Source organism: Pseudomonas sp. Root562, from assembly GCF_001427125.1.
GTDB lineage: Bacteria > Pseudomonadota > Gammaproteobacteria > Pseudomonadales > Pseudomonadaceae > Aquipseudomonas.
This window is the reverse complement of record NZ_LMGK01000012.1, coordinates 508,557-523,278: the sequence shown is the minus strand read 5'-3', so window position 1 is coordinate 523,278 and position 14,722 is coordinate 508,557. Positions and strand designations below refer to the sequence as shown.

The 14,722-nt window shown below is 55.6% G+C and carries 13 protein-coding genes and 1 pseudogene; 1 reads left to right on the top strand and 13 read right to left on the bottom strand.

Annotated elements, in window-relative coordinates; genetic code table 11:
- Positions 1–173: 173 nt before the first annotated feature.
- From ASD60_RS12470 to ASD60_RS12440, 9 genes and pseudogenes are all read right to left on the bottom strand, one after another.
- Entirely contained in the window at positions 174–794 is a 621-nt protein-coding gene (locus tag ASD60_RS12470; protein WP_056854288.1) for a LysE family translocator, read from the bottom strand.
- Positions 795–1,001: 207 nt separating this feature from the next.
- Positions 1,002–1,277: pseudogene (locus tag ASD60_RS28270) on the bottom strand (transposase domain-containing protein); the annotation flags it as partial.
- A complete protein-coding gene (locus ASD60_RS28265) occupies positions 1,232–1,408 on the bottom strand; it encodes a transposase (protein WP_082557577.1) in 177 nt (58 codons plus the stop codon). The gene ASD60_RS28265 and the pseudogene ASD60_RS28270, both read right to left, overlap by 46 nt.
- A gap of 301 nt (positions 1,409–1,709) precedes the next feature.
- On the bottom strand, positions 1,710–2,060 hold the full coding sequence (locus tag ASD60_RS12465; RefSeq protein ID WP_056854287.1) for a copper-binding protein: 351 nt from the start codon (positions 2,058–2,060) through the stop codon (positions 1,710–1,712).
- On the bottom strand, positions 2,057–5,215 hold the full coding sequence (locus tag ASD60_RS12460; RefSeq protein ID WP_056854286.1) for an efflux RND transporter permease subunit: 3,159 nt from the start codon (positions 5,213–5,215) through the stop codon (positions 2,057–2,059). The genes ASD60_RS12465 and ASD60_RS12460 overlap by 4 nt, the downstream gene beginning before the upstream one ends.
- Positions 5,212–6,693, bottom strand: coding sequence for an efflux RND transporter periplasmic adaptor subunit (locus ASD60_RS12455; protein ID WP_056854285.1), 1,482 nt, complete (start codon positions 6,691–6,693; stop codon positions 5,212–5,214). Before ASD60_RS12455 ends, ASD60_RS12460 begins: the two co-directional genes overlap by 4 nt.
- Positions 6,690–7,946: a TolC family protein gene (locus ASD60_RS12450; protein ID WP_056854284.1), complete on the bottom strand. Its 1,257-nt coding sequence runs from the start codon at positions 7,944–7,946 to the stop codon at positions 6,690–6,692. The genes ASD60_RS12455 and ASD60_RS12450 overlap by 4 nt, the downstream gene beginning before the upstream one ends.
- 99 nt (positions 7,947–8,045) lie before the next feature.
- Positions 8,046–8,387, bottom strand: coding sequence for a hypothetical protein (locus ASD60_RS12445; protein WP_056854283.1), 342 nt, complete (start codon positions 8,385–8,387; stop codon positions 8,046–8,048).
- Between the two features lie 200 nt (positions 8,388–8,587).
- Positions 8,588–9,220 (bottom strand): antitoxin Xre/MbcA/ParS toxin-binding domain-containing protein, encoded by a 633-nt coding sequence (locus ASD60_RS12440; protein ID WP_236708445.1) that lies wholly within the window; start codon positions 9,218–9,220, stop codon positions 8,588–8,590.
- A 221-nt stretch (positions 9,221–9,441) separates the two neighbouring features.
- Here ASD60_RS12440 and ASD60_RS12435 point away from each other — a divergent pair, with 221 nt between their 5' ends.
- Positions 9,442–9,990: a 3'-5' exonuclease gene (locus ASD60_RS12435; protein ID WP_056854282.1), complete on the top strand. Its 549-nt coding sequence runs from the start codon at positions 9,442–9,444 to the stop codon at positions 9,988–9,990.
- Between the two features lie 28 nt (positions 9,991–10,018).
- On the opposite strand, the gene ASD60_RS12430 is transcribed toward ASD60_RS12435, so the two are convergent.
- The 4 genes from ASD60_RS12430 to ASD60_RS12415 are packed head-to-tail and all read right to left on the bottom strand — an operon-like array spanning position 10,019 to position 14,683.
- A complete protein-coding gene (locus ASD60_RS12430; RefSeq protein ID WP_056854281.1) occupies positions 10,019–10,501 on the bottom strand; it encodes a Mov34/MPN/PAD-1 family protein in 483 nt (160 codons plus the stop codon).
- Positions 10,498–12,282 (bottom strand): ThiF family adenylyltransferase, encoded by a 1,785-nt coding sequence (locus tag ASD60_RS12425; protein ID WP_056854280.1) that lies wholly within the window; start codon positions 12,280–12,282, stop codon positions 10,498–10,500. Before ASD60_RS12425 ends, ASD60_RS12430 begins: the two co-directional genes overlap by 4 nt.
- Positions 12,266–13,516 (bottom strand): nucleotidyltransferase domain-containing protein, encoded by a 1,251-nt coding sequence (locus ASD60_RS12420; protein ID WP_056854279.1) that lies wholly within the window; start codon positions 13,514–13,516, stop codon positions 12,266–12,268. Before ASD60_RS12420 ends, ASD60_RS12425 begins: the two co-directional genes overlap by 17 nt.
- The gene (locus ASD60_RS12415) at positions 13,517–14,683 is read right to left on the bottom strand and encodes an SAVED domain-containing protein (protein ID WP_056854278.1); all 1,167 of its coding nucleotides are present in this window, start codon (positions 14,681–14,683) and stop codon (positions 13,517–13,519) included.
- Positions 14,684–14,722 lie beyond the last annotated feature (39 nt).

Sequence of the window (14,722 nt, the reverse complement as noted above, 5' to 3'; positions counted from 1 at the left end):
CCGTTAAAGAACCACCGTGGCTCCTAGCGACGACTTCATTTGAATCACACACTTCCTTGTAGAGCTCGACGCTGCGACATCTCAACTGAATGTTAGTAGTCACCAGAATGCTTGCGGCTCTGGTGGTTGAAACGTAAGCGTCCGGGCAATACACCGGCGCCTTACTGAAGGGCTTAACGTTTAGCGAAGGCGAGACGCGCCGCAAAAAGAACGAAGATCATTCCTGTTGCACGATCCATCCACGCGACCACCTTCTCACGCCGCAATATACCGGCCAGCGACTGGGTTGCGGCGATTAGAATAATCGACCATAGCAACCCAATTACCACGTGAATGCTTACCAAGCCGAACGTCCAAGCAACCAATGGTTGGCCTTGGGGAATGAATTGGGGCAAGAAGGAGACGTAGAAAATACCAATCTTGGGATTCAGGATATTTCCCATCATTCCCTTCAGGAACCAGTTATGGCCTGGCTTTGCTGCCGCTTGGACAGGCGACAATGATCTACGCGGGCGTAAGATCATATTCAGCCCGAGCCAGGCTAGATAGGCGGCACCGCAGTATTTCAAGACGTTGAACGCCAACTCTGATACGGCAATCAGTGCGCCTAGTCCAAACGCCACAGCGGCGCCCCACAGCAAGCAACCTGTATTGATGCCCAGTGCGGCGCGAAAAGCCTGTTGCCTACCTTCCACGGTGGCCGTTCTCAATATCAAAGCAGTGTCGAGGCCTGGCGTCAGGGTTAACAGCGTTGCTGCGAAGGTGAACGCAATAAGGTTGTCAGCAATTGACATAGGAAGATGGCCTCGGCGTGATTTAGAGGAGAAGTTAACCTTAAAAAGCTGTCTGTTAGAAGTCGCATCTCTAGGCAGAGTGGGCTCAGACTGACGACAAGGATGCTGTGAATCCGGACGAGGAGCAGCCTGACTGGGCAAGGAGCTGCCTGTTTTACCATAAGTCCGTACTCGCACCCGGTGAGCAGTAAGCATCCGCGTTTTGCTCTAGATGTGGGAGGCTAGCGTCCAGTTGTGGGGCAGCAAGACGTTGATGTCGCTCGCCCGCTGCGTCGGCAGACGAGCCAGAACGTGCTTAATATAAGCATAAGGATCGTGCCCGTTCATGCGCGCAGACTGGATCAAACTCATGATCGCCGCCGCCCGCTTGCCGCTCCGTAGCGATCCAGCAAACAACCAGTTCGAGCGCCCAAGTGCCCACGGTCAGATCTGATTTTCTACCTGATTGTTGTCGATAGGCACAGCTCCGTCGTCCAGGTAGGTGTCCACTTACGGACAGGGTTGGCGTTGATACCGTGTCGCAAGGCTACGCTAGCTATCGATACACCGGGTTGCAGGCATTCTTGAACGACTTGGGCTTTAAAGGGTTTTGGATAAGAGGTTCGCTGGCGCATGGCAATCCTAACGATAAGGGCGATGGTGCCCACGTATTTTTAAGTGGACACCATCGCCCTTATTGCAGAGATCGGGTAGGTGACTTTGCCGGACGCTTACGTTGAAACCTTCAAGCAGGGCTTTGCTTATCCAAATTGGGTAACCGCCGGCACGGGCATGCCGCTAGGTTCGATTCTCCCGGGTTTGGTGGATGACATTCCTTGTACCTTCGCCTATCCCTAACTCGGCGAAGAGTTTTTGACAGCCAGGTGAGTGGTGAACGCCTCATTGGCGACACCGGTTACCGGCAGCTTTAGTAACTCATTTCTTTATGGAGACAATCGTTCCTTTACCTCCCTCGACCCGAAAGGTGAATGACACACGATCTCCTACCTTCAACCCTGCCAACTGATCATCCGATGCGGAAAAGGACATGGTCATCGGCGGCCATTGAACAGCTGGAACGGCACCGTGAGCGAGTGTCACGCTATGTTTCGCAGGATCAATGGCCTTGATCGTGCCCTCGGCATTGGCGACAGCCATCTGCTTTGATTCCTGCTTCATTTCCATGCCTTCCATACCGTCCATTTTCATTGCTGGCGTTTCTTGTGCATGGGCAGCGAGAGAGTACACAACCGCAGTGCTGGCAACTGTAATAAGGGTCAGTTTCATACAACATTTCCTTTCAGAGTTACGGGTTTGCTAGGTAGCTTTCGACGACGCATTAAGCGATAGGCCGCCGGGATGACAAACAGGGAAAGCAAGGGCGCAGTTACCATTCCGCCGACCATTGGCGCGGCAATTCGGCTCATCACTTCGCTGCCGGTACCACTGCCCAACAGTATGGGCAACAGGCCCGCGATGATGACAGCCACAGTCATAGCTTTGGGACGCACTCGCTGCACAGCGCCTTCACGAATCGACTCCACTAATGCACGTTCAGAGTTATCGCCAAGGTCTACACGTTCGGCCCAAGCATTTTTCAGGTATAGCAGCATGATCACGCCGAACTCTGCAGAAACCCCGGCTAGTGCGATGAAGCCGACCCCCGTTGCCACCGACAGATTGAACCCGAGCAAATAGAGGAACCACGCCCCTCCGGTGAGAGCAAAAGGGAGTGTGGCCATGATCAACAAGGCCTCATCGAATCGAGCGAATGTCAGGTAAAGCAGCACGAAGATGATCAATAGCGTGGCCGGTACGACCAGCTTGAGTCGTGCGTTAGCTCTTTCGAGAAACTCGAACTGCCCCGAGTAGCTCAGGCTCATACCAGGCTGCAACTTGACCTGTTGATTGACGACCTGACGAAGATCGGCGACCACTGAGGCAATGTCACGACCACGCACATCGATGTACACCCAGCCCGAAGGCCGCGCGTTCTCGCTCTTGAGCATTGGTGGACCGTCAGTGATCTTGATTTTTGCCACAGTACCGAGGGTGATCTGGGTGCCTGACGATGTGTAGATGGGCAATTGTTCCAAGGTTCCCGGTGAGTCACGCCACTCTCGCGGATAACGGACGCTGATCGGAAAACGTGCGAGTCCCTCAACGGTCTCCCCGATATTTTCGCCTCCGATAGCACCGGCCACGATGGACTGCACATCAGCGATATTCATGCCGTAGCGGGCGGCTGCATTACGATCGATATCCACATCGATGTAGCGGCCACCGGTCAGGCGCTCGGCCAACGCGGAGCTGACACCGGGCACATTCTTGGCTGCCTTTTCAACCGCCTGGGTGACCGAATCGATTTCCGTCAGGTTAGTGCCGGCAACTTTCACCCCGATGGGACTTTTGATCCCTGTGGCCAGCATGTCGATGCGGTTGCGAATCGGGGGTATCCAAATATTGGTCAGGCCAGGCACGCGTACCACGCGGTCCAGCTCCTCCACCAATTTTTCCTGGGTCATGCCTGGGCGCCATTGCTCATGCGGTTTGAACTGAATTGTGGTTTCAAACATTTCCAACGGCGCTGGATCGGTAGCGGTATCAGCACGACCGGCCTTGCCGAAAACGTGTTCAACTTCAGGGACTGTTTTGATTAGGCGATCGGTCTGTTGCAGCAGTTGTGCAGCCTTCTGTGCCGACAACCCCGGCAGGGCTGAAGGCATGTAGAGCAGATCCCCTTCGTCCAGTGGTGGAAGGAACTCCCCACCCAAGCGAAACATTGGCCATAGCGCACTGACGAATACCAACAGCGCCACCAGCAGAGTGGTTTTCGGACGACGCAGAACTGCGTCCAACGCGGGTTGGTAGATTCGTATCAACCAGCGGTTTAAAGGGTTCTGTTGCTCACTCGGAATTCGTCCCCGAATCCAGTAACCCATCAACACCGGCACCAACGTGACCGACAATCCCGCAGCTGCCGCCATGGCGTAGGTCTTGGTAAACGCCAGTGGGCCAAACAATCTTCCTTCCTGAGCCTCCAACGTGAACACCGGAATGAACGACAGAGTGATGATCAACAGACAAAAGAAAAGCGCGGGGCCGACCTCGGCCGCTGCATCGGTCATCACATGCCAATGCTGCTCACCCTTCAACTCCTGCCCAGGATGAGAGGTGTGCCAGGATTCTATTTTTTTGTGTGCGTTTTCAATCATCACCACTGCGGCATCGACCATGGCACCGATAGCGATAGCGATCCCACCCAAGGACATGATGTTGGCGTTGATGCCCTGGTATCGCATGACAATGAATGCAATCAACACCCCCACAGGTAGCGAAATGATCGCCACCAAGGATGAGCGCAGGTGCCAGAGGAAGATCCCGCACACCAGGGCAACGACGATGAACTCTTCCAGCAGCTTGTAACTGAGGTTGTCTACTGCGCGGTCGATCAGCTTGCTGCGATCGTAGGTTGTTACGATTTCTACGCCTGCTGGGAGACTGCTTTTCAGCTCATCCAGTTTGCTCTTCACCGCCGTAATGGTCTCGCGAGCATTCTTACCGCTGCGCAAAATCACCACCCCACCGACGGTCTCGCCTTCCCCGTCAAGTTCAGTGATGCCTCGTCTCATTTCCGGCCCAAGCTGAATCGTGGCGACATCGCCAAGGCTTACAGGCACACCGCCTGATTCCAACTTCAGCGGGATCGTCCGAAAATCGTTGAGCGTCTTTAGATAACCCGAAGCTCGCACGATAAACTCGGTTTCGGCCATTTCCAGCACGGCACCACCGGTTTCCTGATTGGCCTTGCCGATGGCTTCAGTCACCTGTGCCTGAGTGATCCCGAGATTGGCCATCTTGAGCGGATCGAGCTGTACTTGGTATTGCTTGACCATGCCGCCCACGGTGGCCACTTCCGCAACATTGGGCAGCGTCTTGAGTTCAAATTTGAGGAACCAATCTTGAAGCGCACGAAGTTGCGCGAGATCGTGCCCACCAGTGCGATCCACCAGTGCGTACTGATAGATCCAGCCCACTCCCGTAGCATCCGGCCCCAATGCGGGCTTTGCGCTGGCTGGCAACCGGCTTTGTATTTGACTCAAATACTCCAGCACCCGAGAGCGAGCCCAGTACAAGTCCGTACCGTCTTCGAACAGCACGTAAACAAAGCTGTCGCCGAAGAAGGAGTACCCGCGCACGGTCTTGGCTCCAGGTACTGAAAGCATGGTGGTGGCCAGCGGATAGGTGACCTGATTCTCGACAATCTGCGGTGCTTGTCCCGGATAAGGGGTACGGATGATCACCTGTACATCGGAGAGATCCGGTAGGGCATCGATGGGCGTGTTCTGAACTGACCAGATGCCCCAAGCTGTGACGAAAAGTGTCGCCAATAGCACCATAAAGCGGTTGGCAACAGACCAACGGATGAGGGCAGCGATCATGGCTGACCTCCCGTTTTATCTAGACGCTCGACACGCAATCCATCGTCGGTTTGGCTCACCGCGACCCGAACCTTGTCGCCCGTTTTCAGCCCCTGAATCAGGGTCGGATTGGCAAGTGGAAACGTCATCGTCATGCCCGGCATGCCTAGTGTCTTGAAGGGGCCGTGGGCGAGTGTGACTTCTTTATCGTCGATTTCGACGATCTGCCCGTCTGCCTCATGCAAATTTGAGGCTGCTGCGATACGGGGTGGTTCGTCTGCTGAACTGGCCACGATACCTTTGAGACTGGCCTCCGAGTCGAGCAGAAATTGCCCCGAGATAACTACCTTCTGACCTTCATCCAGACCTTTAACGATTACTGTCTTGCCACTGCTTTCCTGCCCGAGCTGCACTTCAACGGGGCGATAGCGGCCAGCATCTTCGGCTAGCATCACCAAGGCACGTCGACCCGTGCGAATGACCGCCTCGCTCGGCACCCACAACACACTCTGCTCAGTTGAGCTGCTCAAGCGCACTTGCGCCGTCAAACCGGGCCTTAGGTGGCCGTCTGGATTGGGTAGTTCGACCCGTACGCGCAGGGTGCGGCTGTCCGCATTGGTGTTTGGCAAAATTGTGCTGACAGTGCCATTGACCTTGGTCCCAGGGAAGGCCGGCAACTGCGCCTCGACCTTTTGCCCCTCGGCGATGGTGCCCGCGTCGGATTCAGGAACGGACACCGCCAGCCAGACACTGCTCAGACCATTGACTCGCGCCAGCGTCTCGCCCGCCGCGACGGTCATGCCTATGCGCAGGTTGAGCTCTTGCAGCACCCCGCCAATCGGACTGGTCAACGTCAGATAAGGTTGGATCTTACCGCTACGTTCGATCTGGGCAATCACTCCCGGCGGCATTCCACTGAGCCGTAAGCGCTGCCGCGCAGCGGCGAGCAAGTCGCGATCACCGTTGTTTTTCAGGGCCAGGAACTCAGTCTGAGCCGCCGCCCACTCGGGCACCAGAATATCCGCCAGCGCCGCATTGGCTTTGAGCAGATCTCCGGGTGCATGGGCGTAGACCCGCTCTACAAAGCCTGGAGTACGGGCTTGGATAACCGCGACATCCCGTTCGTTAAAGGCGAGGATGCCACTCACATCAAGGCTGGACGCAAACACTCCACGGCTGACCATCGCCGAGCGCAGACCGAGATTCTGCGCCACGCTCGGATCGATGCTGACCGTCGCTTGATCGTTGTCGCCACTGGCGTATTGCGGAACCAGCTGCATGTCCATGAACGGCGATTTACCCGGTTTGTCGAACTTCTGTTGGGGGTACATCGGGTCATACCAATACAGTGCTTTGCGTTCATTTGGTGCGTTTAGATTTTGCTCAGGCGAAGCGCCCTTCACTTCGCTGACGCGTTGAAGCGCCAGCCAGTAACCACCGGCGATGCCCACTGCCATTGCAACGCCTGCCAACAACACCCCACTCTTTTTAAGGCTCATTGGCTGGCCTCTCCATACGCAAAATACAGTCGTGCATTGGTCAGTGCTCGCTGCTCCTCCACTTCGACTTGTTTGAGGCGTGCCTCGATGAGTTCACGTCGGGCGGCGACAACCGCATTCAAATCGCCCTTACCGGCGCGATAGCTGGCCATGCTGAGTTCGACTTTTTCTTTGGCCAGCGGCAGCAGACTTTGCGCATTGCGCTGGACCGCACGATTGAGCCGTTCATAGTCAGCCAGTTCACTTTCTAGTTGCTCGGTATGCTCGCGTGTCAAGGCTTCGCGCTCGGATTCGAGTTGGTTGACTTCGGCTTCTCGGGCGGCAATTTTGGGGTTCTGCCGAGTCTGCGGAAACAACGGCAGATCCCAGGAAAGTTGCACGCTTACCATGTCGCCGAACTGCCGATCACGGTGCTGATAATCCACCTCCCAGCTCCAGTCGGACTTTTTCTCCGCCTGCGCCTCGCGCACCTTGGCTTGCGCTTCACGGGTCATCGGCCCGAACGCGGCCAGCTCGGGATGATGTTGCAGTTTATGGGGCAAGCCTGACGTATCGATCGGCCACTGCGGAAGACTTCCCGCCGGCGTTGCGTTGGCGGCCGGACCAATCCAGCGCTTCAGCGCAGCGCGCGCTTGAGCACGCTGGCGTATCAGGTCGTCCTGCTGCTCGGCCAGTTGCGCCGCTTCCTGCTTCGGTGTCACGGCATCGGCCGGTTGTGCGCGACCGCCGGCAATTTGCGCGCGGACGGTGTCGCTCAGCAGGCGGTTCTCCTTGTAGAAGTCCTGGAACAGCGCGTCTTTGCGCTCGATTGAATAGCTGCTTATCCAGGCCAGCGCCGTGGCTTGGCGCACGTTCAGGCGTTCGACCTGACGCTCAGCAGCGGCACGCTCAACCCCTGCGTTCGCCACCTCGATCCGCGCCCTCCGCTTGTCACTATTGGGCATGTCTTGCCTGACCCCGACCATTTGCATGGTCATGAAGTCATCATTGACGCTCCAGCGATCTGGGCCGCCGATGGGATAGTTCTGCAGACCAGCGAGCAACTTCGGGTCAGGTAGCTCACCCGCTGGAATGGCCGCACTGCTGGCAGCCTGAATCTTTGCATCCTGTGCAGACAGCGACGGCGCGGTTTTTTCGGCCAGCCGCAAGGCTTCGTCGAGCGTCAGCGAGGTAGCGAAGCTCGGCAAGGCCAGTACGCTTGCCGCCAGGCCGGCCACTAGGGACCAACCTGCGCAAAAGCACTTGGGGTTCATGTTTGCGATTCCTGTGATGATCCGCTGCGCGCGTCAAAACATCTGAGCACAGCCATGCCATCCCGTTAAAACAGGATGAGGTTCAATAACGGATAGGAATCAGACGCGGGGCGGTCGCCATACCCCGGACGGGGTGGACACAGAAACGGAATCACTGGAAAAGACCAGCACGACGGGGCTGAACAGTGTCACGGGCGGCTTGACGATCGAGACTTGCAGCATCCCGCCCGTCTTGCACTCCTGACCCAGTTTGCAGGGTTTCCCATGCTCGGTCGGGCTCTTCATGTCATTGCAACAATCCATGCCCATGTCGTCCATCATCGCCATACCCATGGCTTTCATCGGGCACGGTTCTGTTGGTGCCTGCACCCCCGCCATCCCGCTGAGGGGAAGCGCCAGGGTGATCACAAAAATAAGGCAAAACCGCAGGTAGCGTTTCATGGGGTTGGAGTGTAGCCGTCAGAATTGGCGCGAACAATTAATTAGACACTGGCTTTCATCTAGCGCATGCAAGCCGCTTGATGACTCGCGATATAAGCCCATCAGCATTAAGCCTGCATTATTTTGTTTTGACGCAAGACGCCCTATCTTCAGGAAAAAGCGATTCTCACGAATCGGATGCGGCTGCGGCTGCGGCTGGATTAAGATGACATGCCCTCAGCCATCTGAATCAGCATTTCTTCGACTAGATGTGTGCCAATGGTTGTAGTGAGCATCGCCGATGGGCTCTCTCCCACAAAACGGGCTTTGGGTTTTGAAAGCCATCGTTTGGCCTTCCCTTTGTCACCGAAGATCACCTCGGCCATGGCAGTAATGTGTCCAAACCGGAACAGGCGGTCGCTCTCATGCAAAGTTAAGAGTTGATTGGCTGCCAATTTTTTTTTGAGCGTTTTGGGTTGAATGATTCTGTCGCGTTCTTCGTCGCTTAGGGTTCCATCATCATAGAGCACCTTGATCAGGCTGGCCGAGAAGCCAGCTACAATCTTGTCGTGAATGTCCAGATCCGAAGCATTGACCGAGATATGAAGAAGCGCCTCCAGACGCGTGCGGTAACCATGATAGACATCATGACGCAGGACGCCAGCGAACATTGGCCGCACTGATGTTGCGTTGTCCAGGGGCATCAGCACTAATGTGCCATTCGCTACCGTTAGCTCCAGGTCGTCCCCAACACCTAACCCCATTTGGTCAAGCAACTCTGGAGGTAGGTCAATGATGATGTCGCCAGTACCGTCCTCAGTATTCTGGCACTTGACTATCCAACGCTCGCTCATGATTGTCCGGCCCTCATCCGCGATTAGAGAATGACACACATCATTATGCTCGGGCGCAGAGCTGACCAAAGGAACGTGCACTCCTCCAGTAGACATGCACTGCCGCTGCTCGAACGCCGGATAGCGAGTAAAACAGCAAAAAATGGGTCAATGGCTTTGCCGCCTTTCCACCGTCACATGGTTACGAGCTTGATCTGGCAACTACACGAAAAGGATATGACATGAACCCTGTTGAGCTTTATGTTTCCGTCGACGTCGAGACTTCTGGACCTATACCAGGCGAATACAGTCTGCTTTCCATTGGAGCCTGCCTTGTAGATCAACCTGCCACATCCATCTATCTTGAGCTACGGCCTGACAGTCCAAAACACGACCCAGAAGCACTGGCAGTATCGGGGCTGAGTCTGGAGAAGCTGGAGCGCGAAGGACTCACTCCGCAACAGGCGATGCTGACATTTGGTGAATGGCTGAAATCTTCCTGCCAAACGGGGCAGAAGGTCATTTTCGTAGGACTCAATGCACCGTTTGACTGGTCATTCGTCAACTACTACTTCCATAAATACTTGGAAACCAACCCCTTTGGTTTTACCGCTATCGACATGAAGGCCTACTTCATGGGAGCTGTAGGTTGCAGCTGGCAGGAAACAAGATCATCCAAGATGACCGCTGCGCTGAAGCCGCTCAGCGAACCGAACCATAACGCATTGGATGATGCTCGCTTTCAGGCAGAGCTCTTCGCACTAATGCTGGCGGGTAAAGGTAACCGCTGACGTGCCTCCCATGGCACCGACTTGAAGCTTATCTAAGCCAGGTTGCCTCAACATACCTGCCGCCCCTGAACGACCACGCCTTGATGCCTTCTGGTTTTTCGGACTTGCCAACGATAACGGCTATTGGGTGCGGCAGATCCTGCGTGTAACGCGCAGCAAATCTGGAAAAACTTCCTATGTCTGCCGGAGAAATCACCGGAACAGATTGGGGATGCGTATGCCAATAGCCCACCAGACGCAACCCTTGTTGGTTAGCAGCTTGGATCTCCTGGCAGCACCGCTCCGCATCCAACTCTAGCCAAGACCAGCCTGACCGATCGGCGCGATGAGGCAACGTGGCCAAGGCCAGCAGCAACCCTTTCGGATTAACCGGGTTGACGAATAACTGTCCCCCTCGCTCCATGCCAAAGAGGCCTTGCCGATGACTATCCAAGATGTCCGCGACAGCTTGCGACACCAATAGCTCGGAATCCACCTCCGCCCATCTCCAGCGCCAAGCGATATCCGTCATACCATTTCATCCTTATGTTCCGGCCATCCGCGCTCGAGTAGGAGTTGCTGCGCCCCCTCTGGAAGTTTGGGCCCATGGTATTGGCCTCCTAGGCTCGGCACATCTTCAGGCCTGTAGATACTGCTCACCCAAGATGCAGTGGTGATGTTGCCGGTCAATGCACGTAAAGCCGTGTGCGACACCATAGAGGCGATATTGGTCATCCCCAACGATCCGCCTGGAATAAAGCTCTCCCCACAAGCGGGCAGCGGAACTGCACCTCCTCCCGGCCACTCTGTAAACTTATGAAGAAAATCGCCGATGTCCGTGAATAAATGACGGCCATCAAAGGTACCGGCTGGTGCGAATAGCGCGTGGCCTACCTGGGTATACGGTTCGCTCCAGGCTTGTAAAAGTCCCCAAGAAACGCCGCTGGATTTGGCTCGCCATACAGTGACCTCTGACTGCCAGTCCGCTGTCGTAATCACCACAAGATCTTCGTTATCGAACACTTCTGGTTTGCTACTCATAACTACTTCGGCGAAAGTCGAATAAGCGGTGCATTCTGTAGTCGGAAGATCTAACAGAATCTTGTCCCTCAACGCTGAGGCTTTCAGCCTCCCTAGGCTATCCGCTCCCAGAACGTGCCTACCCAGATTGGCTGACACCAGAGTGTCAGGATCGATGAGGGTAAGGTGGCCGACACCGGAGCGTGCCAATTGTATTGCCACCGCACTGCCTAACGAGCCAACGCCAACACAAACGACCCGAGCATTTTCAAGGTGCTTTGCAGTGCCGCTTATATCGCGGGACAGAATGGACGCACGATCAAGCACGTCTAGGGCAGTTGCGCGGACGAGTGCCGGAGGATGTGCATTTGCGATGGCTGGCCGGCGGCGCGCTGTGCGCAAGCCAAACTTTGCCCCCCGCTCTTGCTGTACGCCAAGCGAGCGCACATTGAGGCAATAAGTTGGAGCATCCGTCCCCCCAGGAAGCTCCAGGACAATCCATCGACTCGCCAACGTTCCATGCAGCTCAAACCATGCCAGTAATTGCTCGGCATCGTCTGGTTGAAGGTGTGGCGTGAGCCACAGCAATAAATCTTCTGGATCCGGGGTGCGGATATCCGGATAAGTCTGAAGCTTGACGTAAAAACCGGGAGTTTCGGCCGCGCGAATGACAGCGGAGCGCCCGACAACCCGTCGGTAATGCCCTTTGAGCGCAGCTATGTTCGATGCTAGCCAAACCGTTTCCTGACCGGATGGCACAGCCCGGCGCGGATCGCTGAGAGCAAACAACTGCGAGGCAGCCTGAGGTCGATCCAAAAGTAAAAGGTTCTGGTACGACTGTCCGTGCTGAAAAGACCAGTAGGTAGTGATCTCATTCTGAAATTCGATATCGCGCGTTGTCTGACTTGATCCCATCTTGGACAACGAAACGATCTGGGCCAAGCGAGCAAGACTGTCCTCTACCACGACCTCCGGGGAGCCCATAATGGGGCGTTCCTGAAAGCCATGAAGGCAAAGCCCCGACTTAGTGGCATGCGGCCAAACCAGCCATGGAGAAGGTTCGACGTTCAGCCGCAAGAGCCCACGAGGAAAGTTGGAGGGGAAACCAATACGCAGTCGCCGCTCCTGCCCCGTGTAATCAATGGGCAAGGGGAAGTGAAAGCACGCCGCTTCGTCAGCCCGCATGGGTGCGGGCTGGAGCAATGCATTGGCAGCATCCTGACCTAGGGTGTTTCGCAGTGCGGCGATTCCGCGCTGCAATGGCGTCTTAATAGGATCAGCCAAGGCGTCCAACTGGCTTTACGCTCGACTGAGAGGTTCCGCCACCGCTGGCCCCTCCGAAGAGCGAACCCATCGAAGCAGAGTTTCGAGTAGTGCCATCCGGTCGGCCGGGCATCGTCCAATTCGCAGGGATCTCATTGTTCACTGCCGTAATGAATGCCGGTGCAATACCGAAATTCTTTTTCACTGCCTCGGCAAAGGAATCGTTGGATTCAAAACTTTCCAAACCCAATGACACAGATGCACTGGCGTCCGCATGCCACTTGGTAAATGCTTGGCGATAGCCTTGCCCCTCGCCCGGTCGATTCCACTTCTCTGCAAAGTTTTCGCCGTTATCGGCAGGGTTGCAGACAAAGCAATCGCTACCTCTTTGCGCGATGTGCTGCGGCATTCTGCGAACGATTTCCAAAATTGCATCGAGCGGTGCCAAAGGCTTCGACTGGGACTCCTTCACGACATCCAGGTACGCGTGAGTGGCCAGAGTGGTGATAACTGCAGATATGGGGCGAGTATCAGCGCTCCTTGTTTTGATGGCCCATTCATCGCGATGCCGCTTAAGCAGCTTTATGGTCGCACGCAGGGGATCTTGATCGATGTAGTCCTGATAATGCGGCAAAGGATCTTGTGTCGCGGCATCAAGCATTCGCTGGCTTTTGGCAATCACCAAGCTTTCCAGGGAGATTTCTTGGGCGGATGCGACCTGCAACCAATTCGAGTAAGGAATAGGGCTGCTTGCTTTCCACCCTGTGACCCGATCCGGAACCTCCAGCTTACCCTCGCCGTTTGCTTCGCCATTTCCGTTGATCGCGCGGGCAGGTGTGACATCAATGTGGAAACCTGGATTTTCGTCGGCATAAACGATCCGAATACCACGACGTAGTTGCTTAACTTCTTCCTGAACGCGGGAGCCCTCTCTAAAACGCTGTTCAATCGCCTCTAGAACTTCCTTCGCACCAGCGCCTTGAGCGTGAGGGAGCCAGATAATCGCGTCCGCATCAATGGTGTCCAGATCCGCAGGCGCGCCGGGAATTGGCTTAATGGTGGTTTTCAGCCGCATTGAGCCCTGAACGAAGATATGGGCCTCAGCGAGCAACGGATTGTCAGAAGCCGAGAGGATTTTTTCCAGTTGGGAGTAGCGGTCATTGATTTTTTCGTACTGCGCTTCCGACAGCGAGATTTCCCGCGCGGCGCGAAGCAGAAAATATTCCCAACTGCTGCGCTTGGTTTGTTCGTTGCTCAAAAGCATTTACATAGCCTCCTGGGCCACCGAGCCCAATTGCAGTGTTTGCGTAAACCGATCTTGGTTTTCTTTGTCCCGATCGAAGATCAGGTACGTATGTTGATGCTGCGTTGTGAGCAACGCGCCAAACTCGATGGCCAGTGCCGCAGGAATGGCGGCGAAGACGTGGATAGGATCAGGAGTCAGAGCCTCAAGCTGGCTCAGTCGTATTTGGAGTGCGTCGCGAAAGGCATGAATCACCCGACGGTTCTGTACCATCGCGTAGCTAGGTTCCGGAATCAACAGCTCTGCAATGCGCGCACCTGGAATGGCGTCAGTCACGTCGCGAATTGGAACTTGCGCAGAAATGGAGAGCACTAGCGCCAGTGGGCCATCACCGTCCGGCGGAGGAGTAAACAGAAACTTGGGCGGCTCAGCGGACTGATCGGGCCAGCGCAGAAGATGCTCGCGGTTAAAAGAGAAGATCAAGCGTTTAGAACGGTCGCCGATGCTCTGACCCAACATCATCAAAGCTGGAATATCGGCCAAGCCCACTACAGCTAGTGCAGGCGCATCGCCATAGGTGCCGCCGCGACGCCTGAGTTGCTGCTCCAGCTCATACTGGACGCTGTCTTTGATGTTCTGCCAATAGGTCGCGTCCCTACCTCGCGGTCCGGGCGCAGGGAAAGTGATTTTGATGCCTTGATCGAAGGCCGTTAGTCCTTCAGCAGACATCGCAGTCAACAGATCGCGAACGGGAATGTCGCTGATAGTCTGGAAATGCTGACTCTGGACAATTAGGGGAATGGCTCTGCCACCATCGGGGGTCGTTGCAGCGATTCGGAGGCGTTCTATGTATGCTTGGTGCAAACCACTCAAGTCATTTTCAGGGTAACCATCTGCGTCACGATCAATTTTGTCATGACAGCCTGGGCACAGGAGCATCAGGTTAGCAGTATCGTTCGTGTGCGCCTCAGCATCATGATCCGCGCGTCCCCGAGGCCCCTTGGGACTGGCGGGTAGGATATGCGCCACTTCGCCCCATTTCATTGGCTTGCCGGCACGATAGTCGAACGTTAGATCTGTGCCGCACAGTTCGCAATGACCAGCGGTCTGTGTCCATACGATCCGCTTCGTCTCATCATTCGTGTTAAAGCGCCCACTCGCGGGCTTAGCGTCTTCTGGTTCTGCCATTTCGACCTACCCCCGAGAAACATCCATGATTGAAAACGA